Source organism: Blastococcus sp. TML/M2B, assembly GCF_016612865.1.
Classification (GTDB): Bacteria; Actinomycetota; Actinomycetes; order Mycobacteriales; family Geodermatophilaceae; genus Blastococcus.
In genome coordinates this window covers 1,122,959-1,144,508 of sequence record NZ_JAENZZ010000001.1, presented here as the reverse complement: position 1 = coordinate 1,144,508, position 21,550 = coordinate 1,122,959, and the positions used below count along the sequence as shown (strand labels likewise).

The 21,550-nt window shown below is 75.4% G+C and carries 19 protein-coding genes, 1 tRNA gene, 1 pseudogene and 1 riboswitch; of the genes and pseudogenes, 4 read left to right on the top strand and 17 right to left on the bottom strand.

Annotation, left to right across the window (positions count from 1 at the left end):
- Window positions 1–2: 2 nt before the first annotated feature.
- Entirely contained in the window at window positions 3–3,071 is a 3,069-nt protein-coding gene (gene selA / locus JKP75_RS20625) for an L-seryl-tRNA(Sec) selenium transferase (protein ID WP_242472792.1), read from the bottom strand.
- Between the two features lie 30 nt (window positions 3,072–3,101).
- Window positions 3,102–3,197: transfer RNA gene (locus JKP75_RS05560), tRNA-OTHER, on the bottom strand.
- Window positions 3,198–3,259: 62 nt separating this feature from the next.
- On the opposite strand from JKP75_RS05560, the gene JKP75_RS23680 reads away from it, so the two are divergent.
- Window positions 3,260–3,553 carry a hypothetical protein gene (locus JKP75_RS23680; protein ID WP_200492213.1) on the top strand — a complete coding sequence of 98 codons (294 nt, stop codon included), beginning with the start codon at window positions 3,260–3,262 and terminating at the stop codon, window positions 3,551–3,553.
- Window positions 3,554–3,593: 40 nt separating this feature from the next.
- Window positions 3,594–4,601, top strand: coding sequence for a selenide, water dikinase SelD (selD, locus tag JKP75_RS05550; protein ID WP_200492214.1), 1,008 nt, complete (start codon window positions 3,594–3,596; stop codon window positions 4,599–4,601).
- On the opposite strand, the gene JKP75_RS05545 is transcribed toward selD, so the two are convergent.
- Window positions 4,598–5,440 carry a patatin-like phospholipase family protein gene (locus tag JKP75_RS05545; protein WP_200492215.1) on the bottom strand — a complete coding sequence of 281 codons (843 nt, stop codon included), beginning with the start codon at window positions 5,438–5,440 and terminating at the stop codon, window positions 4,598–4,600. The two genes, selD and JKP75_RS05545, sit on opposite strands and share 4 nt — an antisense overlap.
- A gap of 104 nt (window positions 5,441–5,544) precedes the next feature.
- On the opposite strand from JKP75_RS05545, the gene JKP75_RS05540 reads away from it, so the two are divergent.
- Window positions 5,545–6,510, top strand: coding sequence for a zinc-binding dehydrogenase (locus JKP75_RS05540; protein WP_200492216.1), 966 nt, complete (start codon window positions 5,545–5,547; stop codon window positions 6,508–6,510).
- A gap of 27 nt (window positions 6,511–6,537) precedes the next feature.
- Here JKP75_RS05540 and JKP75_RS05535 read toward each other — a convergent pair whose 3' ends face one another.
- The 3 genes from JKP75_RS05535 to lepA form a co-directional block, all read right to left on the bottom strand.
- Window positions 6,538–6,852, bottom strand: coding sequence for a multidrug efflux SMR transporter (locus JKP75_RS05535; RefSeq protein ID WP_200492217.1), 315 nt, complete (start codon window positions 6,850–6,852; stop codon window positions 6,538–6,540).
- 12 nt (window positions 6,853–6,864) lie between these two features.
- A riboswitch (guanidine-III (ykkC-III) riboswitch) is annotated at window positions 6,865–6,930 on the bottom strand.
- A 53-nt stretch (window positions 6,931–6,983) separates the two neighbouring features.
- Complete coding sequence (locus tag JKP75_RS05530) at window positions 6,984–7,643, bottom strand: MOSC domain-containing protein (protein ID WP_309229542.1); 660 nt, start codon at window positions 7,641–7,643, stop codon at window positions 6,984–6,986.
- Complete coding sequence (gene lepA / locus JKP75_RS05525) at window positions 7,640–9,469, bottom strand: translation elongation factor 4 (protein ID WP_200492832.1); 1,830 nt, start codon at window positions 9,467–9,469, stop codon at window positions 7,640–7,642. The genes JKP75_RS05530 and lepA overlap by 4 nt, the downstream gene beginning before the upstream one ends.
- A 218-nt stretch (window positions 9,470–9,687) precedes the next feature.
- On the opposite strand from lepA, the gene rpsT reads away from it, so the two are divergent.
- A complete protein-coding gene (rpsT, locus tag JKP75_RS05520; RefSeq protein ID WP_200492218.1) occupies window positions 9,688–9,948 on the top strand; it encodes a 30S ribosomal protein S20 in 261 nt (86 codons plus the stop codon).
- Window positions 9,949–10,038: 90 nt separating this feature from the next.
- Here the strand turns inward: rpsT and holA are convergent, their stop codons facing one another.
- The 11 genes and pseudogenes from holA to JKP75_RS05475 all read right to left on the bottom strand — a co-directional run bounded on the left by holA (window position 10,039) and on the right by JKP75_RS05475 (window position 21,508).
- The gene (holA, locus tag JKP75_RS20620; protein WP_309229683.1) at window positions 10,039–11,040 is read right to left on the bottom strand and encodes a DNA polymerase III subunit delta; all 1,002 of its coding nucleotides are present in this window, start codon (window positions 11,038–11,040) and stop codon (window positions 10,039–10,041) included.
- Window positions 11,041–11,105: 65 nt separating this feature from the next.
- Window positions 11,106–12,014: an MBL fold metallo-hydrolase gene (locus JKP75_RS20615; RefSeq protein ID WP_309229682.1), complete on the bottom strand. Its 909-nt coding sequence runs from the start codon at window positions 12,012–12,014 to the stop codon at window positions 11,106–11,108.
- 91 nt (window positions 12,015–12,105) lie between these two features.
- Window positions 12,106–12,741, bottom strand: a pseudogene (locus JKP75_RS20610) (ComEC/Rec2 family competence protein); the annotation flags it as partial.
- 710 nt (window positions 12,742–13,451) lie between these two features.
- A complete protein-coding gene (locus JKP75_RS05510) occupies window positions 13,452–14,285 on the bottom strand; it encodes a ComEA family DNA-binding protein (protein WP_200492219.1) in 834 nt (277 codons plus the stop codon).
- 161 nt (window positions 14,286–14,446) lie between these two features.
- Entirely contained in the window at window positions 14,447–15,358 is a 912-nt protein-coding gene (locus tag JKP75_RS05505) for a DegV family protein (protein ID WP_200492220.1), read from the bottom strand.
- A 35-nt stretch (window positions 15,359–15,393) separates the two neighbouring features.
- Complete coding sequence (locus JKP75_RS05500) at window positions 15,394–16,125, bottom strand: histidine phosphatase family protein (protein ID WP_200492221.1); 732 nt, start codon at window positions 16,123–16,125, stop codon at window positions 15,394–15,396.
- On the bottom strand, window positions 16,122–16,598 hold the full coding sequence (gene rsfS, locus JKP75_RS05495; RefSeq protein ID WP_200492222.1) for a ribosome silencing factor: 477 nt from the start codon (window positions 16,596–16,598) through the stop codon (window positions 16,122–16,124). Before rsfS ends, JKP75_RS05500 begins: the two co-directional genes overlap by 4 nt.
- Window positions 16,595–17,341: a nicotinate-nucleotide adenylyltransferase gene (gene nadD / locus JKP75_RS05490; protein WP_309229539.1), complete on the bottom strand. Its 747-nt coding sequence runs from the start codon at window positions 17,339–17,341 to the stop codon at window positions 16,595–16,597. The genes rsfS and nadD overlap by 4 nt, the downstream gene beginning before the upstream one ends.
- A 518-nt stretch (window positions 17,342–17,859) precedes the next feature.
- The gene (locus tag JKP75_RS05485) at window positions 17,860–19,284 is read right to left on the bottom strand and encodes a VWA domain-containing protein (protein WP_309229538.1); all 1,425 of its coding nucleotides are present in this window, start codon (window positions 19,282–19,284) and stop codon (window positions 17,860–17,862) included.
- Between the two features lie 11 nt (window positions 19,285–19,295).
- Complete coding sequence (locus tag JKP75_RS05480; RefSeq protein ID WP_200492224.1) at window positions 19,296–20,183, bottom strand: MoxR family ATPase; 888 nt, start codon at window positions 20,181–20,183, stop codon at window positions 19,296–19,298.
- 59 nt (window positions 20,184–20,242) lie between these two features.
- Entirely contained in the window at window positions 20,243–21,508 is a 1,266-nt protein-coding gene (locus JKP75_RS05475) for a glutamate-5-semialdehyde dehydrogenase (RefSeq protein WP_309229537.1), read from the bottom strand.
- Between the last annotated feature and the right edge of the window lie 42 nt (window positions 21,509–21,550).

The window sequence follows — 21,550 nt, the reverse complement described above, 5'->3', positions numbered from 1 at the left end:
GGTCAGCGCAGCCGGCGGGTGTTGTCCGGCAACCGCGCGGTGATCCCCTGCGCGTCGAGCCACTCCATGAGCGGCACGGCGACGCGGCGACTGGTCCCCCACGCCTGGCGGGCCTGGCTGAGGGTGAACGGCTGCGGCAGCGCGGCCAGCCGGGCGCGCGCGACCTCGGCGATGCCCGGCGCCAGGTACACGCCCTCGGCGATCCGGACCAGCTGCCCGCTGCGCACCGCCGCGGCCAGCTCGCGCGGACCCAGCGCCGCGGCGGCCAGCTCGGGCACCTCGGGTGCGGCGAACGGGTCGTCGGCCAGCCGGGCGCGGACGGTGTCCACGGCGCGCTGCACCTCCGGGGGCAGCTCGGCCCCGGCGTCGGCGACCCGGCCGTCGCGCAGCGCCAGCGGCGGGCGCACCAGGGCGCGCACCAGCTCGACGTCGGGCAGCTCCAGGGCGCGACGCACGACGTCCACCGGCGGGCCCGGCTCCAGCGGGCGCAGCCGGCGGTAGCGAGCGACGACGTCGGGCACCCGGTCGGCCAGCGTTCCGGCGAGCTCGGCCGCGAGCAGCCACGGGCCGTGCTCGACCGCCTCCGCGGGGAGGGTCCAGCCCATGGCGGTGAACTCGGCGGTGCGGACGATCCCGCGCCGGGCCAGCTCCGCGGCCGCGCCGTCGGCGCCCGCGGGCCGCGCGGCGAGCTCCGCCGCCCGCGCCCGGGCCGCGCCGCGTCGGCGCAGTTCCGGCGGGTCGACGTCCCGCACGTCGGCACCCAGCACCCGCCGGGCGCCGGGGTCGCGCAGGATCAGCCGGTCGCCGATCCGCAGCGGGAGGGCGGCGTCCAGGCGCAGTCGCACGACGGCGCCGTCGAGCGGGCGCACCCGGGCGCCGACCGTCGCGGAGCCGACGTGCACCACCGCCTCGCCGGGGAGCCGGCCCTCGGGAGCGCCGACCAGCGTCACGTCGACCTCGGTGGTGCTGCGGAAGGCACCCGGGGTCAACAGCGCGTCGCCGCGGCGGATCTCCTCGACCGCGATCCCGCGCAGGTTCAGGGCGACGCGGGCGGTGGCCTGTGCCCGCTCGACCGGTCGGCCGAGGGACTGCACGCCGCGGACGACGACGTCGCGGTCCCCCAGCCGCAGCCGGTCCTCCGGGGCCACCGTCCCGCCGGCGAGCGTGCCGGTGACCACCGTGCCGGCCCCCTTGATGGTGAAGGCGCGGTCGATCCAGAGCCGCACCGGCGCCGCGGTGTCCGGCGCGGGCAGCCCGGCGAGCAACTGCTCCAGCGCGGCGGAGAGCTCCGGCAGGCCGGACCCGGTGAGGGCGCTGACCGCGAGCCCGGGCACCGCGCCCATCGACGTCGCCGCGAGCCGCTCCGTGGCGTCGGCGAGCACCGGGGCGGGGTCGGCGAGGTCGGACTTCGTGACCGCGAGCAGCGCGTGCCGCACCCCGAGCGCGTCCAGCACGGCGACGTGCTCCTCGGTCTGCGCCGACCACCCGTCGTCCGCCGCGACCACCAGCAGCGCGGCCGGCACCGGGCCGATCCCGGCCAGCATGTTGCCGATGAACCGCTCGTGCCCCGGCACGTCGACGACGGCGACCGTGCGCCCCGAGGGCAGGTCGGTCCAGGCGAACCCGAGGTCGATGGTCAGGCCGCGGCGGCGCTCCTCGGCCCAGCGGTCGGGCTCCATCCCGGTCAGCGCGCGCACCAGCGCGGACTTGCCGTGGTCGACGTGCCCGGCCGTGGCGATCACGTCCACCGCCGGGCCACCTCCAGCACGGCGCCGACCAGGGCGTCGTCGTCGGCGGGGAGCAGGCTGCGCAGGTTGAGCAGCGTGCGGTCCTCCTCCACGTAGCCGACCACCGGCACGGTCGCCCGACGCAGCGGTTCGGCGAACCCGTCGGGCAGCGAGACCGCGACGCCGGGCAACGGGTGCTCGGGGGCTCCTCCCCCGCCGACGCGGCCGGGGGCGTCCACGACGCGTGCGTCGACGCCGGCGGCGGCGAGCCGCCCGGCCACCGCCGGTGGCGCGGGTGCGCAGCTCCTCGACCCCGGTCTCCAGCAGCTGCCGGACCGGCGGCGTCGGGCCGCGCAGCGTCGCCTCCAGGGCGGCGAGGGTGGTCTTGTCGACCCGGAGCGCGCGGTAGAGCGGGTGCCGGCGCAACCGCTGGACGAGGTCGGCCCGCCCGAGCACGAGCCCCGCCTGCGGCCCGCCGAGCAGCTTGTCCCCGCTGGCCAGCACGAGGTCCGCACCGGCGGCGAGGGTCGACTGGAGGTCGGGCTCGTCCGGCAGCAGCGGGTGGGCGCGGAGCAGGCCCGAGCCGACGTCGGCGACGAGCGGCACCCCGGTGCCGGCCAGCGCCGCGGCCAGCTCGCCCACGTCGGCCGACCGCGTGAAGCCGCGGACGACGAAGTTGGAGGGGTGGACCTTGAGCACGGCACCGGTGTCCGGCGAGAGCGCGGCGCGGTAGTCCTCGACGGTGACCCGGTTGGTCGTCCCGACCTCGCGCAGGCGGGCGCCGGTGGACTGGAGCAGGTCGGGGATGCGGAAGCCGTCGCCGATCTCGACCAGCTCGCCACGCGCGAGGACCAGCTCGCGGCCCTGCCCGAGCGCGGTGGCGACCAGCGCCAGCGCCGCGGCGCAGTTGCCGACGACGAGCGCGGCCTCCGCGGCGGGGACGGCGTCCAGCAGGGCGCCCAGGGCCGCCTCCCCGCGCGGGCCGCGCCGCCCGGTGGCCAGGTCGAGCTCGACGTCGGTGGTGCCCGCGGCGGCGGCGATCGCCTCGACCGCGGCCGCGGAGAGCGGCGCCCGCCCGAGGTTGGTGTGCACGAGCACCCCGGTGGCGTTGAGGACCGGGCGCAGGCTGCCGGCCGTGGTCGGCAGGTCGTCGAGGACGGCGGGCACCGCCCGCTCGGGCGCCAGCGCACCGGTGCGGATGCGCTGCTGGACGCGGGCGACGGCGTCCTTCACCAGCGCCCGGCCCAGCCGCTGCTCGGCGGCGCGGAGCGCCGGGTCGGCCAGCAACGCGTCGGTGCGCGGCACCGCGCGCCGCGGGTCGTCGGTGCGCGCGTCGTCGGACATCGCTCCGCAGCGTAGGCGGGCGAGGAGGTGTGGCGGAGGCGGACGGGAATCGAACCCGCCTGGCCGAGCTGCTCGGCCACGTCGGCTTTAGAGGCCGCGGGGGTCACCAGACACCCTGACGCCTCCGCCGGGCAGCCTACGGGCCGGGACCCCGGAAAGTGTCGGAGGTCGCTGCCAGCATCCCGACCGTGAACCGCACCGAGTCCCGCTCCCCCGCGCTCCTGCCGCCGGTGACCCTCACCCCTGAGGAGGCGGCCGCCGTCGCCGTGGCGCTCACCGCCCGGCCCGAGGGCCCCTTCGCCGAGGCCGGCCGCGGCGCGCTGGAGAAGGTCCTCGCCGCGCTGGAGCCCGACCCGCAACGGCGGGCGGAGCTGCGGGCGGCCGGCGAGCGCTCGCGGCACCCCGCCGGCCGGGCCCGACGCGCCCAGCCGGAGCAGCCGGTCCCGCCGCGGCTGGTGCTGCTGCCGGGTGGGCGGGCCTGACCGGCGGCCCGGCGGGTCGTCCGCGACTACGGTCGGTGGCGTGACGATCGCGCCTGCCATCCGGCTCACCCAGTTCGCGCACGGCGGCGGGTGCGCCTGCAAGATCCCGCCCGGCGAGCTTGAGTCCGTCGTCGCCGGGCTCACCGACCGCGGCCCCGCGGATCCCGCTGCCGAGCTCGTGGTCGGCCTGGACGACGGGGACGACGCCGCTGTGGTGCGGATCGCCGGCGGCCAGGGCCTGGTGCTGACCACCGACTTCTTCACCCCCGTCGTGGACGACGCGTACACCTTTGGCCGGATCGCCGCGGCCAACGCGCTCTCCGACGTCTACGCCATGGGCGGCACCCCGGTCGTCGCGGTGAACCTGCTGGGCTGGCCGCGCGACGTGCTGCCGGCCGAGCTGGCCGCCGAGGTGCTGCGCGGCGGCCTCGAGGTGGCGCACGAGGCCGGCTGCCACGTCGGCGGCGGGCACTCGATCGACGACCCGGAGCCGAAGTACGGCATGGCCGTCACCGGCGTGGTCGACGTCGACCGGATCATCACCAACTCCGGCGCGGTCGCCGGCACCCCGCTCAGCCTCACCAAGCCGCTGGGCGTCGGGGTGCTCAACAGCCGGATGAAGGCCACCGGCGAGGTGTCGGAGGAGGCGGTCGCCTCGATGACCGCGCTCAACCGCGAGGCCGGGCAGGCCGCGGTCGCCGCCGGCATCCGGGCGGGCACCGACGTGACCGGGTTCGGCCTGCTCGGGCACCTCTACAAGATGGCCCGCGCCAGCGGCGTCACCGCTGTCGTGGACGCCGCCGCCGTCCCCTACCTGGCCGGGGCCCGGCAGGCGCTGGCCGACGGCTTCGTCTCCGGAGGCACCCGGCGCAACCTGGACTGGGTCCGCCCGCACACCGACCTGTCCGCGGTGACCGAGGACGAGGCGCTGCTGCTCGCCGACGCGCAGACATCCGGTGGCCTGCTGCTCGGCGGCGAGGTGCCCGGCGCCCCGGTGATCGGGGAGTTCGTGCCCCGCGGGGAGCACGTGGTGGTCATCCGGGGCTAGCCCCAGAAGGCGCGGGCCGCCTCGATCGTGGTGGCGGCCTGGGCCCGGCCGGCGCGGGCCGAGGGCTCGCGGGTCGCCGGGTCCAGCACGTTGCTGCCGAAGGCGGCCAGCGAGGCCTCGTCGGCGGTGACCACGAGCACCTCGGCCTCCTTCTCCAGGATCTCGATCTCCCGGTCGAGGCCGGGCCCGAGCAGGCCACCGGGCATGCCGCGGGTCGGGGTCACGATCAGCACCTTCTCGCAGCCGGCGGCCAGGTCGGCGTTGGTGACCGAGCGCATCCCGCCGTCCATCAGCCGGCGGCCGTCCACGGTGACCGGCGGCCAGACGCCGGGGACCGCGCAGCTGGCGGTGACCGCGTCGAGCAGCCGCACGCCCGAGGTCGAGTCGAACGGCAGGAACTCGCCGTCGGCGGTGTCGACGGCGGTGATCACCAGCCGGCCGGAGGGCCACTCGGGGTCGCCGATCCGGCCCTCGATGATGGCCCGGCGCTCCGCCTCGGGGACGGCGTCGATCGAGAGGGCCACCGCGCCGAGGCGGGCCCGTGCGTCCTGCTCCCCCGTCGCGCCCTTCATCGCGTCGGCGAAGACGGTCATCGCCGACACCCCGTCGAAGTCGACCTTCATCTCGCCGACCGGCGGGAGCAGCTGACGGGCGTAGAGGGCCTGCAGGTCGCCGTCGAGGCGCACCTGGGCGCCCACCACGGAGCCGGCCGAGGTGCCGACGACCAGGTCGGCCGCGGTCACGTCGACGCCCTCGGCGGCCCAGCCGCTGAGCAGGCCGAGCTCCCAGGCGATGCCGGCGACGCCGCCGCCACCGAGAACGAGTGCACGTGTCGCCATCGGAGGAACCCCTTGCCGTCGGTCGGGTGAGCCGGACCACAGGCTAGGGGTGCGCTGCGCCACCCGCGTCGCTGCCCCCGCCGCACCTCGGTTAGCGTCCGGTCATGCTCGCTGCCTTCGTCTCCACGCCCGCCCCGAAGGACCCGCTCTCCGTCCTCGAGGTCGGTGAGCGCCCGGAGCCCGTGGTCCCCGACGGCTGGACGACGATCCAGGTCAAGGCCGTGTCGCTCAACCACCACGACCTGTTCAGCCTGCAGGGCATCGGCCTGCCGCAGGAGAAGATGCCGATGATCCTGGGCACCGACGCCGCCGGGATCGACGAGGACGGCAACGAGGTGGTCGTCCACGGGGTCATCGCCAGCCCCGACTGGATGGGCGACGAGACGCTGGACCCGAAGCGCTCGCTGCTCTCCGAGGTGCACCAGGGCTCGATGGCCGAGCGGGTCGCCGTCCCCAAGCGCAACCTGCTGCCCAAGCCCGCCGACCTCTCGTTCGCCGAGGCGGCCTGCCTGCCCACCGCGTGGCTCACCGCCTACCGGATGCTGTTCGTCCGCTCGGGCCTGCGGCCCGGGCAGACGGTGCTCGTGCAGGGCGCCAGCGGCGGCGTCGCGACGGCGCTCATCGTGCTCGGCCGCGCCGCCGGTTACCGGATCTGGGTGACCGGCCGCAGCGAGGAGAAGCGCGCCGCGGCCCTGGCGCTCGGCGCCGAGCAGGCGTTCGAGAGCGGCGCCCGGCTGCCCGAGCGGGTCGACGGCGTCATGGAGACCGTCGGCAAGGCGACCTGGAGCCACAGCATCAAGTCGCTCAAGCCCGGCGGGGTGCTGGTCACCTCCGGCGCGACCACCGGTTTCGACCCCGGCGCCGAGCTCAACCGGGTGTTCTTCACCCAGCTGTCGGTGATCGGGTCGACGATGGGCACCAAGGACGAGCTCGAGGCGCTCATCCGGATGTGCGCCGTCACCGGCGTCCGCCCGCAGATCGACGTCGAGCTCCCGCTCACCGAGGCCCGGGAAGGCTTCGCCCGGATGGCCGAGGGCCGGACCAACGGGAAGATCGTCTTCACCCTCTGACCGCCGTCGTCGGCCCCGGGGTCTGCCCTAGTGCACGACCTTGAGGCCGACGACGCAGCTGATCAGGCCGAGGATCAGTAGCACCTTGGCCAGCGACACCGGCTCGGTTCCGGTCGCCATCGCGTAGACGACCGTGACCGACGCCCCGATGCCCACCCAGACCGCGTAGGCGGTGCCGACGGGCAGCTCACGCATGGCGTAGGCCAGCCCGACCATGCTGAACACCATCGCCACGCTGAACACGACCGACGGCACCAGCCGGGTGAACCCCTCGGACCGGCCCAGGGCGGTGGCCCACACGGCCTCGAACAACCCGGACACGACGAGCACGAGCCACGACATCGCAGGACTCCTCTGGCGCCGTCTTGTCGCACACCGGGTACGGCACCGCTCGTCCGGGAGCCGGGAGAACGGCTCTCCCCCACTCTCTCAGGCGGCCGGGCCCCCGGACGCGTGCAGGGCGGTCAGATCGGTCACCCGAGGCGCGCGGCGATCTTCCCCGCGAGCTTCGGCTGGTCCTTGAACGGCAGGTGGGCGAGCGCCGGCGCCAGCTCGGGCAGCCGGTGCTGCTGGGTCATGACGATGCGAAAACCGGTCTCGACGGTGATGCCGTGCTCGGGGCGGGACACGATCTCGACGGCGTCGCCGGCGCCGAGCTCACCGGTCTCGAGCACGCGCAGGTAGGCGCCGGTGGCGCCGTGCGCGGCGAAGCGCCTGACCAGGTCCGGCACGTCCCAGAAGCGGGCGAAGTTGGCGCACGGGGTGCGCCAGGCGGTGACCTCGAACAGCGCCGTCCCGATCCGCCACCGCTCGCCGAGGACGGCGTTGCGCAGGTCCAGGCCGGTGGTGCGCAGGTTCTCGCCGAAGCGGCCGGCGGGGAGCTCGCGGTCCAGCTCGGCGGCCCAGTGGTCGGCGTCCTCCTGCGCGTAGGCGTAGACCGCCTGCCCCTCGCCGCCGTGGTGCCGGCGGTTGACCTGGACGTCGCCCTCCAGCCCCAGCGGGTGGACGGCGACCCGGCCGGTCACCGGCCGCTTGTCGATCCCGGTGCGCAGCGGCTTGCGGCCCTCGACCGCGGGCAGGTCCGTGCCCGAGACGCAGACCGCGTCCACCCGGCCGGGGCCCGGCAGCCTCACTTCTTGGAGGCGGTGGACTCGTTGGTGGAGAGCGCGGCCACGAAGGCCTCCTGGGGGACCTCGACGCGGCCGACCATCTTCATCCGCTTCTTGCCCTCCTTCTGCTTCTCCAGCAGCTTCCGCTTGCGGGTGATGTCACCGCCGTAGCACTTGGCGAGGACGTCCTTGCGGATGGCGCGCACCGTCTCGCGGGCGATGACCCGGGAGCCGACGGCGGCCTGGATCGGCACCTCGAACTGCTGGCGCGGGATGAGCTCGCGCAGCTTGCCGGCCATCATCACGCCGTAGCTGTACGCCTTGTCCTTGTGCACGATGGCGCTGAACGCGTCGACCGCCTCGCCCTGCAGCAGGATGTCCACCTTGACCAGGGAGGACTCCTGCTCGCCGGCCTCCTGGTAGTCCAGGCTCGCGTAGCCGCGGGTCTTGGACTTCAGCGCGTCGAAGAAGTCGAAGATGATCTCGCCGAGCGGCAGCGAGTAGCGCAGCTCGACCCGGGACTCGCTCAGGTAGTCCATCCCACCGAGCTGCCCGCGGCGGCCCTGGCAGAGCTCCATGATCGCGCCGGTGTAGTCACTCGGCGCGATGATCGTGGCGTTCACGACCGGCTCGTAGACCTTGTCGATCTTGCCCTCGGGCCAGTCGCTCGGGTTGGTCACGGTGATCTCGGAGCGGTCCTCCATGATCACGCGGTAGACGACGTTGGGCGCGGTCGAGATGAGGCTGATCCCGGCCTCGCGCTCGAGGCGCTCGCGCACGATCTCCAGGTGCAGCAGGCCTAGGAAACCCACGCGGAAGCCAAAGCCCAGCGCGGCGGAGGTCTCCGGCTCGTAGGTCAGCGCGGCGTCGTTGAGCAGCAGCTTGTCCAAGGCCTCGCGCAGCAGCGGGTAGTCGCTGCCGTCGATGGGATACAGGCCGGAGTAGACCATCGGCTTGGGGTCGCTGTAGCCGCCGATCGGCTCCGCGGCCGGCTTGTGCTGGTGGGTGACGGTGTCACCGACGCGCGACTGTCGGACGTCCTTCACGCCGGTGATGAAGTAGCCGACCTCGCCGACGCCGAGGCTGTCGACCGGCTTGGGCTCCGGGGAGATGACGCCGATCTCGAGCAGCTCGTGCGTCGCGCCGGTGGACATCATCTTGATCCGGTCGCGGGCGGAGATCCGGCCGTCGACGACGCGGACGTAGGTGATGACGCCGCGGTAGATGTCGTAGACCGAGTCGAAGATCATCGCCCGGGCCGGCGACGCCGCCTCGCCGACGGGCGCGGGGATCTGCGCGACGATCGCGTCCAGCAGGGCCGGCACGCCCTCACCGGTCTTGCCGCTGACCCGGAGGACGTCGTCGGGCTCGCAGCCGATGATGTGCGCGATCTCCGCGGCGTACTTCTCCGGCTGGGCGGCCGGCAGGTCGATCTTGTTCAGGACCGGGATGATCGTGAGGTCGTTCTCCATGGCCAGGTAGAGGTTGGCCAGGGTCTGCGCCTCGATGCCCTGCGCGGCGTCGACCAGCAGCACCGCGCCCTCGCAGGCGGCCAGCGACCGGGACACCTCGTAGGTGAAGTCCACGTGCCCCGGGGTGTCGATCATGTCGAGCACGTACTCGGTGCCCTCGACCTGCCACGGGAGGCGCACGTTCTGCGCCTTGATGGTGATACCGCGCTCGCGCTCGATGTCCATGCGGTCGAGGTACTGGGCGCGCATCTGCCGGGCCTCGACGATCCCGGTGACTTCCAGCATCCGGTCGGCCAACGTCGACTTGCCGTGGTCGATGTGGGCGATGATGCAGAAGTTCCGGATGAGGGCCGGGTCGGTGGTAGCGGGAGTCGTCACAGTGCGGCCATCGTCCCACGTCCTCCCGCCGGCGCGGCACACCACCGGCGATGTGTGCTGCGCCTCCGCACCCGCGGGTTGGGGCGGGCGCCGGGACGCTGGTATCTTGGCAGGCCGGTCCGTGTGCGCATCGTCGTGCGTACGCACAGCGCCCGGACGCAGAACTTCAGCACGATTGTCAGAAGTACTCCCTCCTGTCGAGACACCGAGGCTCACGCGTGGCGAACATCAAGTCCCAGATGAAGCGGATCAAGACCAACGAGAAGGCGCGTCAGCGCAACGTCGCGGTCAAGTCCGCCCTCAAGACGGCCGTCCGGCGCGTCCGCACGGCTGCCGAGTCCGGGGACGCCGCCGCTGCGGCCACCGCTCTGAGCACCGCCAACAAGGCGCTGGACAAGGCCGCCAGCAAGGGCGTCATCCACAAGAACCAGGCCGCCAACCGCAAGTCGGGTCTGGCGAAGCTCACCGCCGGTCTCTGATCCGGCAGCCCGCGTCCTTGTGACGCGGACGCGCACGAGCCCTCCTCCCCTCGCGGGACGGGGGCTCGTTCGCGTTGGTGGAGCCGGCGGTCAGCGGCCGGCGGGCACCCGGCCGCGGCCGGTGGAGGCGCGGATCTCGACGATCCGGCGGACCGCGCTCTCCAGCGCGTAGTCGGCGCTGGCCGCGACGCCCTTGACGTCGGCGTTGAGCTCGGCGACGACGCCCAGTGCCTGCTGCAGCCCGTCGATGCTCCAGCCCCGCGCCTGGGCCTGCGCCTTCTTGACCTTCCACGGCGGCATCTTGAGCGTGCGGGCCAGCTCGCCCGGGTTGGTGGAGCTGAGCGAGGCGACCCGCGCCGCGGTGCGCACCCCGTCGGCCAGGGCGTCGGCGATGAGCACGTGCGCGACCCCGCGCTGCAGCGCCCAGCGCAGCATCTCTATCGAGCCCTGCCGGTCCCCCACCAGCACCCGCTCGGCGACGGTGAAGCCGGTGACCTCCGCCTGCCCGCGGTGGAACCGGGCGACCGCGTCCCCGTCGATCGTGCCGCCGAAGTCCGAGACCAGCTGGCTGGCGGCCGCCGACAGCGCGCGCAGGTCGTTGCCGACGGCGTCGACCAGGGCGGTGAGCGCGTCGCCGGTGATCCGGCCACCGAAGGTGCGGACCTCGTTGCGGACGAACGCCGCCCGGTCGCCGGCGGAGCTGATCTTCGGGCACTCGTCGACGGCGGCGCCGGCGGCGACGAACGCCTTGACCAGCGCCTCGTTGCGCTTGCCGCCCGAGTGGACGATGACCAGCGTGATCTCGGGATCCGGGTCCTTCGCATAGCTGGTCAGGGCCTCGGCCAGCACCGCGGCGCACTCGTGCACACCGGTGACGACCACGAGGCGGTGGCCGCCGAACAGCGAGGGCGCCAGCACGTCGGCCAGCTGGCCCGGGGGCAACCCGAGGGCGGCGAGCTCGTGCAGCTCGGCGTCCGGGTGGCGGGCCACGACCGCGGCCCGCACCGCGGAGACCGCGCGGGACCGGAGCAGTTCCTCCTCCCCGGTCACCACCCGCAGCCGCGAGGTCGGTGGCACGGGAGCGGCAGGCACGCCTGCATGGTGCCACGCGGGACCGACACGACCGGCCGCCGACGGTCGGCGGTCACGGGCTGCCGTCACGGGCTGCGGCCGCGCGCGGCGACGCCCCACCCGTCGGCCGAGCCGACGACGGCCAGGTCGCCCTGCCGGTCGGTGCGGTGCACGGTCATCCCGGTGCGCGCGAGCGTCTCGAGGAGCGTCCGTGCGGGGTGCCCGTAGGTGTTGTCGGCGCCCACCGAGACCAGTGCGACCCGCGCCGCGGTGGCGGCCAGGAACGCCGGATCGGCGTCCGCGCTGCCGTGGTGCGGCACCTTGAGGACGTCGGCGGCCAGGTCGGTCCCGTCGCGGCGCAACCGGGCCTCCGCCTCCGCCCCCAGGTCGCCGGTCAGCAGCACGCGCAGGCCGCGGACGGTGGCGCGCACGACCAGCGAGAGGTCGTTGGCCTCCGCGCCCGCGGTCGCCCGCTCCGGCGCGGGCGCCAGCACCTCGATCAGCACCGCGCCCTGCGTCCGCCGCTCCCCCGCCACCAGCCGGACCCGCTCGGCGCCGGTCCGGCGCACCAGGGCGTCGACGGCGGGCAGCCGGTCCTCGGCCGGCGGGAGGACACCGGTCGCGACCACCCCGACGGCCCGACCGCCGAACGCGCCGGCGAGGCCGCCCACGTGGTCGGCGTCCAGGTGCGTCAGGAGGACCAGCGGCAGCCGGTCCACGCCGAGGTCGTCCAGGCACCGGTCGACGGCCGCGACGTCCGGTCCCGCGTCCACGAGCACGGCCTCCCCCGGCCCGGTCGGCAGCACCAGCGCATCGCCCTGCCCCACGTCGCAGGCGACGACCACGGTGCCCGGCGGCGGCCAGCCGCGGACCGCCTGCCGGACCGGCCACCCGATCACGACCAGCCCGAGCAGGACCGCCAGCGCCAGCGGCCGGAGGCGGCGGAACCGCCACAGAGCCCAGCTGCCGCCCAGCAGGATCGCCGCCAGCAGCACCCGCGCCCTCGAGGCCCGCGGGCCAGCCGGGTGCCGCGTCGGGCAGCTGCGCCGCCCGTTCGGCCACCAGCACCAGCCACCGTGTGGGCCAGCCGGCTCCCCGGACGAGGAGGTCCGCGACCGGCGGCAGCGCCGGTGCCACGAGGGTGGCCAGCAGCCCGAGCACCGTCGCCGGGGCCACGGCCGGTGCGGCGAGCAGGTTCGCCGGCAGGGACACCAGGCTCACCGTCCCGGACAGCGCGGCGATCAGCGGCGCCGTCGCGAGCCCGGCGGCGGCGCTGACGGCGAGCGCGTCGGCGACCGGTGCCGGCCAGCCCCGTTCCCGGAGCCGCCGGGACCAGCCGGGTGCCAGCAGCACGATCGCGGCGGTGGCGAGCACGGAGAGCGCGAAGCCGGGGTCCCTCGCCAGGCCGGGGTCGAGCAGCAGGAGCACGCAGACCGCCGCCGCGAGGGCCGGTACCGCCATCCGCACCCGGCCCGAGGCCAGCGCCAGCAACGTCACCGCGCCCATCGCGGCGGCCCGCACCACGCTCGGCTCCGGGCGGGCCAGGACCACGAAGCAGACCAGGGCTGCGCTCCCGACCGCGGCCTGGACCCTGCGGTCGACGGCCCTCCGGCGCAGCGGCCACAGCACGGCGGCGATCGTGATCGCCACGTTGGCGCCCGAGACGGCCGTCAGGTGCGCGAGGCCGGCCCGCCGGAAGTCCTCGTCCAGGACGGGATCCATCCCGCGGGTGTCGCCGACCACGAGACCGGGGAGCAGCCCGGCGGGTCGCGGATCGAGCACCCGCGCCGCTGATTCGGCCAGCCCGTTCCGCAGCCCGCCGGCGACCCGTTGCCAGCCGGCGGTGTCCCCCAGGACCGTCGGTGGCCCGCGGGCGGAGAGCACGGCGACGACCTCGTCGCCCGACTGCGGCGGGGCCACCCGCGCCTCGGTGCGCACCGGTCGGCCCGGGAGCAGGTCCCGCCAGCCCTCCTCCGGAGCGAAGAGCAGCACGCTCGCGTCCAGCCGCCGGACCAGCGCCCCGTCGTGCAGCGCCGTGACGGTCGCGTCGACGACCACCCGGGGGCGCCCGCTGCCGGTGAGCAGGTGCGGATCGCCGTCCAGCCGAAGGTCCACGGTCACGGTGCCCCGGTCGTCGGCGATGAGGCGCAGGGGCGAGGACTCGCGGTCCATGCCCCGGACGGCCGCCGTCCCGCCGGTCACGGCCAGCGCGGCGAGCACGGTCAGGAGCACGGTGGCTCCCGCGCTCCGGTGGTCGCGGGCCTTCCACGCCGCGGCCACCGCGGCGACCGACACCCCGGCCAGCAGCGCGGGAGCCAGGTGCGGCGCTGCCAGGCTGACCGCCCACACGGCGCCGGCCGCGGGCACCAGACGCAGGTCCGTCCACTGCCAGCGGCCCTCTGCGCGATCGCTCCGCTGCTGCCCGGGCGCGGTCACACGGTCACCAGTTCGACCAGCTCCGCCGCGATCGCCGGTCCGATGCCCGGGACGTCGTCCAGCTGGTCGACGCTGCGGAACGGCCCCTGGCTGCTCCGGTGCTCGACGATCCGCTGGGCGAGGACGGGACCGATCCCGGGGAGCGCGTCGAGGTCCTGAACGGTCGCGGTGTTCAGGTCCACCAGCCCGGCGCCTGCGCCTCCGGCGCTCGCCGGGGGCGCCCCCGCTGCCGGGGGCACGCCCACCGCGATCTGCTGCCCGTCGCTGACGAGGGCCGCGAGGTTCACCGCGGCCGGGTCGGTGCCCGGCAGCAGGCCCCCGGCCGCCTCCACGGCGTCGGCCACCCGAGCGCCCGTGGGCAGGGTGACCAGGCCCGGGCGGCCGACCAGGCCCACGACCGCGACGACGACGGGAGCCGCGGTCCCGGCGACCTCACCCACCTCGGGGGCGGGCACGGGTGCGGTCGTCGCCGCGCTGCCGGCCCGGACCGGCGGCACGGGCTCCACGCGGGGGCGGTCCAGCCACGTACCGGCGACGACCAGCAGGCCGGTGAGGAGGCCCGCGATCCAGAGTGCGCGGGCACCGGGCCGGCCGGGGTTCCACCGCACCGCGGGCCCGGGCGCCCGGTGCCGGCCCAGCCCCGACGGCACCTGGCGGTCCGGCCCGTCGGGCGACGCGACCGGCGGTCGCGCCGGTCGGTCGGCCTCGTGCCGGTCCTCCTCGTCCTCCTCCTCGGGAACCCACCCGCCGCGGAACCCGTCGTCGAGCAGGGCGCGGAGCCGGGCACGGATGACGTCGGCGTCGTCGGGACGGCGGGAGGTCTGGCGCACCCCGCGGACGCTAGGCAGCCCGCCCGGCGCGCGGGGGCCGTCTGCGGAACCTGTGGACGGAGGGCCGGCCTGTGGACGTCAGCCGGCGCCGGGTCGGCCGTCCGGGGCAGGGTGCGCGCATGCCACCGCTCAGCGCTCCTGGCCCCCGACCCCGACGGCGGTCACCCGTCGGCGCCCTGCTCCGGGTCGTCCTGCTCCCGGCCGTCCTGCAGCTCGGTGGGGTCCTCCGGCGCCGGCGCGACGACGACACCGACCGCCCCGGGGCCCACGTGCGCGCCGATGGCGGCGCCGAGTTCGCTGACGTGCAGTTCGTGCGCCGTCGGCACGTGCTCGCGCAGCTCGGCGGCCAGCCGCTCCGCCCGCTCCGGCGCCGCGAGGTGGTGCACCGCGAGCGCGGCGGGCTGGCCGTCCACCACCTCGACGACTCGCTGCACCAGCCGGTGCAGGGCGCGCGCGGACGTGCGCACCTTCTCCAGCGGGACCACCCGCCCGTCCTCCACGTGGAGCACCGGCTTGACGGCGAGCGCGGAACCGAGGAGGGCGGCCGCCGGCCCGATCCGCCCGCCGCGACGCAGGTGCTCGAGGGTGTCGACCACGAAGAAGGTCCGGGTCGCCGCGGCCGTGCGCCGGGCCGTCTCGGCCACCTCGGCGGCGTCGGCACCCGCGTCCGCGGCGCGGGCGGCGGCCAGCACGGCGAAGCCGTTGCCCATGGCGGCCGACCGGCTGTCGACGACGGTCACGACGTGCTCGCCGACCTGCGAGGCGGCCAGGCGGGCGGCGTCCCACGTGCCCGACAGCTCGGCGGAGAGGTGGATGGACACCAGCCGGTCCGCCCCCGCGTCGAGCAGCCGCCGGTAGGCCGCGACGAAGTCCCCGGGGGTGGGGCGCGAGGTGGAGACCCGTCCACCGCGGGTGCCGAGCACCCGCGCCACGTCGTCGGGCCCCACCGAGCCGCCCTCGGTCCCAGAGCGACCCGCGAGGACGACGTACAGCGGGACGACCTCGATGCGGTACCGCTCGAGCAGCTCCGCCGGGAGGTACGCCGTCGAATCGGTCACGACGGCAACGGGCACGCGGCGAAGGTTATCGCCCGCCCGTGGAGAACCGGTCAGACGACCGCATCCGCGTCCCCGACCGGCCCCGCGGCGCCGTCCTCGGGGTTGCCGTCGGCCCGCGCGGGCACGCCCTCGGGGCCTGCCGCGAGCGGGGCCGGGGCCGATGCGTTGTGGTGCATGAGCCGCCAGGAGCCGGACTGCTCGCGCAGCTCGCTCCAGGCGCAGTTGCCCAGCGGCCCGAACACCCGGCGCTGCCCCGACCCGAGCCCCAGGAGCCGCTCGATGAGCCGGCCGCTGGTGCCGCCGTGCGTCACCACGACCGCGACCGGTGCCGGGGGCAGGTCCGCCAGCGCGGCGAGAGCGCGCTCGGCGACCTCCTCGGGCTCCTCGCCTCCGCGGCCGAGGACCGGGCGGCCGGCCAGCCAGTCCGCGAACTGGTCGGGGTACCGCTCGGCCACCTCGTCCCGCGTGAGCCCCTCCCACGAGCCCATGCCGTGCTCCTGCAGCCGGGGGTCCAGCCGGAGCTGCACGCCCAGCAGACGGGTCAGCGCGGCGGCGGTGTCGGCAGCCCGGTCCAGGTCGCTCGACACCACGAGCGTGTCGGCGGACAGCCGCCCGGCGGCTGCGAGGTGCGGCGCGGCCTCGACGGCCTGCCGCCGACCGACCTCGTCCAGCGGCGGGTCCATCCGGCCCTGGAAGCGTCCTGCGGCGTTCCACTCGGTCCGTCCGTGCCGCCAGAGGATCAGCCGGCGGACGGGCAGGGCGAGGGGCGCGTCGGAGCTCACCGGTCGGCGTCGTCCTCGGCGGGTGCCGCGTCCTCCGGGGTCGCCGGCTCGCCCTCCGCCGCAGACGCCCCGTCCGCTGCGGCTGACGGCTCGGCCGCCGCCTGCGCCGGCAGGGCGCTGTCGACGAACGGGATCGTCGGGCAGTCCTTCCACAGCCGCTCGAGGGCGTAGTAGGCGCGCTCCTCGGCGTGCTGGACGTGGACCACGACGTCGACGAAGTCGAGCAGCACCCAGCGGTTCTCGGTCATGCCCTCGCGGCGCACCGGCTTGATGCCGTGCTCGCGGAGGCGCTCCTCGACCGCGTCCACGATCGCCTGCACCTGGCGCTCGTTGGGCGCGGATGCGAGGACGAACGCATCGGTGATCGCCAACCGCTCGCTGACGTCGACGATCGAGACGTCGGTGGCGAGCTTGTCGGCGGCCGCCTGAGCGGCGAGCTGCGCGGTGTCCCGCGCCTCGGCCGAGGCGGTCATCGGGGTACCTCCTGGAACGTGGGTGAAGTGGTGGGGTCGTGCGGAGCAGCCGAGCCGGCCGGCGGTCGGTCGTACGAGGGCCGGTCGCCCACCGGGGGCCCGGCCGGGCCGGCCTGCTCGCCGCCGGTGACCGCGGCCGGCGGGCGACGACGCGTGCCCTCCCGGTAGAGACCCCGCTTCTCGATGTACTGGACGACGCCGTCGGGCACCAGGTACCAGACCGGCATCCCGCGGGCGACGCGCCCGCGGCAGTCGCTCGAGCTGATGGCCAGCGCCGGGATCTCGACCAGGCTGACCCGCCCGTCGGGCAGGTCCAGGTCGGCGAGGGTGTAGCCGGGCCGGGTCACGCCGATGAAGTGCGCGAGGTCGAAGCACCGGTCCCCGTCGCGCCAGGTCATGATCTGGGCGAGGGCGTCGGCGCCGGTGATGAAGAACAGCTCGGCGTCCGGCCGCTGGGCACGCAGGTCGACGAGCGTGTCGATCGTGTAGGTCGGGCCGCCGCGGTCGATGTCGACCCGGCTCACCGAGAAGCGCGGGTTGGACGCGGTGGCGATGACCGTCATGAGATAGCGGTCCTCGGCCGGGCTCACCTGCCGGTCGCTCTTCTGCCAGGGCTGGCCGGTCGGCACGAAGACGACCTCGTCGAGCCCGAAGAGCCCGGCGACCTCGCTCGCCGCCACGAGGTGCCCGTGGTGGATGGGGTCGAACGTCCCACCCATCACACCGATCCGCCCGCCTGTCACCGACCGAGCGTATCCGGGAGCGCCGGAACGGGCCGTGCCCGCACCGGTCGGGCTCCCCCGGACGAGCGGCCCGGGCGCGCCCGCTCCGCGCCGGCCGGAGAGCGCTCCGCCCCGCGGCGACCGGCTCCCCCGTGCAGCCGGTCGCGGGCGTCTCCGCCCTACCGCGGTCGAGCGGTGCCGGCCCTCGGGAGCACCGGCACCGCCCTGACCAACGGCCGCCGCGCCCGGGGGTTACGCACGGGTACAGACAAACTGCTGCGCCCACGCGCGCGCCGGGCCCACGTGCACAGCCGCGCACCGGGTCGGCGCACCGGAGTCGATCCACCGTCGGGTCGACACGTCGACAGATCGACGAGGCGCCACGTCGACGCGGCGGCACGTCGACGAGGCGCCACGTCGGCGGATCGACTGCTCGACGCGGAGCGGCGGCCGGACCGGGCGGGTGCCGGGTCCGACCGCCGGCGGCCGTCGCGTGGTGCAGGGTCGAGCGTGAAGCAGGTCGGGCGTGGTGCAGGAGGTCAGAGCGTGGTGATGAAGTCCGCCAGCTGGGCGGCGTTGCGGCACTCCACCATGTCGATGACCTCGCCGTAGCGGTCGGCGGCGGAGTCCCCGCTCCCCCACTGCCGCTGCGGCTCCGGGTTGAGCCAGTGCGCCGAGCGGGACCGGCGCACCATGCTGGCCAGCAGCGGCACCGCGGCCGGCCGGTAGTTCGTCCGGGCGTCGCCCAGCACGAGCAGCGAAGTCTTCGGCCCGATCGCCGAGGCGTACTTGTCGGCGAACACCTCGAACGCCGTCCCGTAGTCGCTGTGCCCGTCGAAGGCCACCACCTTCGCCTCCTGCCCGATCCGCCGCACCGCGTCGGCGACGTCGGCCCCCGGGCTGAAGAACCGGGTGACCTCGTCGGTCGAGTCGACGAAGGCGAACGCGCGCACGCCGGTGAAGTGCTCCCGCAGCGCCTGGGTGAGCATCAGCGTGAAGTGGCTGAACCCGGCCACCGAGCCGCTGACGTCGCAAAGCACGACCAGCTCGGGCTTGTGCACCTTGCGCGGCCGGTGGTGGGTCACCACCGGCACACCCCCGGTGCCGAGCGAGGCCCGCACCGTCTTGCGGAAGTCCAGCCGGCCCTGGCGCCCGATCTTGCGGCGGGCGGAGAGCCGCACCGCGAGCCGGCGCGCCAGGGGCGCGACCGTCCGCCGCAGCTCGGCGAGGTCGGTGGACTGCGCCCGCAGGAAGTCGATCTGGTCGGCCAGCGGGCGCACCGCGTTCTTGGCGACGCGGTCGCGGCCCTTCTCGTCCGCCGTCCGCCGCCGCACCTCGGTCTCGACGGCGTTCTTGAACGCGTCCACCCGCTCGCGCACCGTCTGGCGGGCCACCTGCTCGTTGAGCCCGCCCCGGTCGCCCTCGGCGAGCAGCCCGGCCAGCAGCTGCGCGACGAGGGTGTCCGGCGACAGCGCCCGCATGACCCGGTAGCTGAAGTACGACTGCCCGGTCGGGCTGGGCTGCCCGCTGCCGAGCCGGTCCACGGCCAGCCGGGCGAAGCGGCGGATCGCGTCCTCGTCGCCCTCGAGCAGCAACTGGAACAGCTGGTCCCGCATCGCCTTGGCCAGCGCGGCGTCGTCCCGACGCGGACCGCCCTGCTGCGGCTCACCCGGCTCGCCGTCCCCCTCCTCCGACTCCTCGGAGTCCGAGGCCGTCGGCCGGTCCGACAGCGGCCACCACAGGTCGAACAGGACGTCGTAGGCCGGGCGCTGGGCGCCGCGCTGCAGCAGCACCGCCGCCAGCCCGTGCCGCAGCTGCTCGCGGTCGAGCAGGTCCACCACGGTGAGGATCTCCGCGGCGTCGACGGCCTGGCTGATGCCGACGGGGATACCGGCCGCACGCACCGCGCGCACGAACCCGTCGAGGTGCCCGGCCAGCCCGCCGAGCTCCTGCGAGCGGCTCACCGGGGCGCTCATCAGTTCAGCCGGAGCTCGGCGGCGGCGCGCTCCTGGTCACTGGCGTGCTTGAGCACCACCCCGAGGGTCGAGGCCATGGCCCCCTCGTCGAGGGTGTCCAGGCCCAGCTCCAGCAGGGTCTGCGCCCAGTCCAGCGTCTCGGAGATCGACGGCGACTTCTTGAGCTCCAGCGCGCGCAGCGCCCGCACGGTCTTGACCAGCTGGTCGGCCAGCCCCGGCGCCAGGTCGGGCACCCGCGACAGCACGATCTCGCGCTCGCGGTCGGCCGAGGGGTAGTCCAGGGCGAGGTAGAGGCAGCGGCGCTTGAGCGCCTCGGAGAGCTCGCGGGTGGCGTTGGAGGTCAGGATGACCATCGGCCGGCGGGTGGCGGTGATCGTGCCGAGCTCGGGGATGGTCACCTGGAAGTCCGACAGGACCTCCAGCAGCAGGCCCTCGACCTCGACGTCGGCCTTGTCGGTCTCGTCGATGAGCAGCACGGTCGGGTCGGTGCGCCGGATGGCGGTGAGCAGCGGGCGGGAGAGCAGGAACTCGTCACCGAAGATGTCGTCGTGGACGGTGTCCCAGTCCGCGCCGCCCTCGGCCTGCGAGGCCTGGATCCGCAGCAGCTGCTTCTTGTAGTTCCACTCGTAGAGCGCGCGGGCCTCGTCCAGGCCCTCGTAGCACTGCAGCCGGATCAGGTCCGACTCCGTCGCGGCGGCCAGCGCCTTGGCCAGCTCGGTCTTGCCGGTGCCCGCGGGCCCCTCGACCAGCAGCGGCTTGCCGAGCCGGTCGGCGAGGAACACCGTGGTGGCGATCTGGGCGTCGGGCAGGTAGCCCGCTTCGCTCAGCCGCTTGGACACGTCGGTGACCGAGGAGAAGTGCGGGGACTGCGACGGCGGACGGGGCAAGACAGCTCCTACGGGTGGTGGGGGTGGGCCGGCGTGGTGGCGCGGGCCGGACGGACCGCTCAGCGGATGTGGCCTCGGCCGGTGACGACGTAGGTGGTCGAGGTCAGCTCGGGCAGGCCGAGCGGGCCACGGGCGTGCAACTTCTGCGTCGAGATGCCGATCTCGGCGCCGAATCCGAACTCTCCCCCGTCGGTGAACCGGGTGGAGGCGTTGACGAGCACCGCGGCGGCGTCGACGCCGGCGGTGAAGGCGGCGATGGCGCCCGCCGAGTCGGCCACGATCGCCTCGGTGTGCCCGGTGGTCCAGCGCGCGATGTGCTCCAGAGCCTGCGGCAGGTCGTCGACCACGCGCACCGCCATGTCCATCGACAGGTACTCCGCGGCCCAGTCCTCGTCGGTGGCAGGCAGGACGGCGGGCGCGCCGGCGCCGACGGCCTCGAGGACGGCGGGGTCGCCGTGCACCGTCACCCCGGCGTCGGTCAGGGCGCCCAGCAGCCGGCGCAGGTGCGGGAAGTCGCGGTGCACCAGCAGCGTCTCCGCCGAGTTGCACACGCTCACCCGGTGGGTCTTGGAGTTGAGGACGACGGCCTCGGCGATCGCGGGGTCGGCGGAGGCGTCCACGTAGACGTGGCAGTTGCCCTCGCCGGTCTCGATGACCGGCACCCGGGACTCGCGCACGACCCGCTGGATGAGCGAGGCGCCGCCGCGCGGGATGACCACGTCGACCAGACCACGGGCGTTCAGCAGCTCGCCGACCGACGCGCGGTCGGCGGGCAGCAGCTCCACGAACCCGGCCGGCAGGCCGGCCTTCTCCCCCGCCTCGGTCAGCACTGCGATCAGCGCGGTGTTGGTGGTGAAGGCCGAGGCCGAGCCGCGCAGCAGGGCGGCGTTGCCGCTCTTCAGGCACAGGCCGGCGGCGTCCACGGTCACGTTGGGCCGCGCCTCGTAGACGATGCCGACGACGCCGAGGGGCACCCGCACCTGGCGCAGCTCCAGCCCGTTGGCCAGCCGCGACCCGCGGACGACGTCGCCGACCGGGTCGGGCAGCGCGACGAGCTGGCGCAGCGCGGCCGCCACACCGGCGATCCGGTCGGCGTCCAGGCGCAGCCGGTCGACGGTCGACTCGGGCGTGCCGTCGGCGCGCGCGGCGGCCACGTCGGTGGCGTTCGCGGCGAGGATCTCCTCGGTCCGCTCCACCAGCGCCTCGGCCATCGCGGTCAGCGCGGCGTCCTTGGCGTCGGTGGGCAGGGTGCGCAGCACGCGCGCCGCCGACCGGGCACGCAGCGCGGCAGCGCCGATCAGCGGCAGCTCCGTGACGTCGAACACGTCCGCGAGACTACGCGTGCCCGCCCGAGCCCCTGCGCGAGC

What these genes read in the sequence shown, in the direction of transcription:
- JKP75_RS05535 (WP_200492217.1), bottom strand. Translation starts at nt 6,852, where the DNA reads ATGTCGTGGCTCGTGCTCGTCGTGTCCGGGTTGTTCGAGGCCGTGTGG.
- rsfS (WP_200492222.1), bottom strand. Translation starts at nt 16,598, where the DNA reads ATGACCGCCTCGGCCGAGGCGCGGGACACCGCGCAGCTCGCCGCTCAG.
- JKP75_RS05545 (WP_200492215.1), bottom strand. Translation starts at nt 5,440, where the DNA reads ATGGCGACACGTGCACTCGTTCTCGGTGGCGGCGGCGTCGCCGGCATC.
- JKP75_RS05540 (WP_200492216.1), top strand. Translation starts at nt 5,545, where the DNA reads ATGCTCGCTGCCTTCGTCTCCACGCCCGCCCCGAAGGACCCGCTCTCC.
- selA (WP_242472792.1), bottom strand. Translation starts at nt 3,071, where the DNA reads ATGTCCGACGACGCGCGCACCGACGACCCGCGGCGCGCGGTGCCGCGC.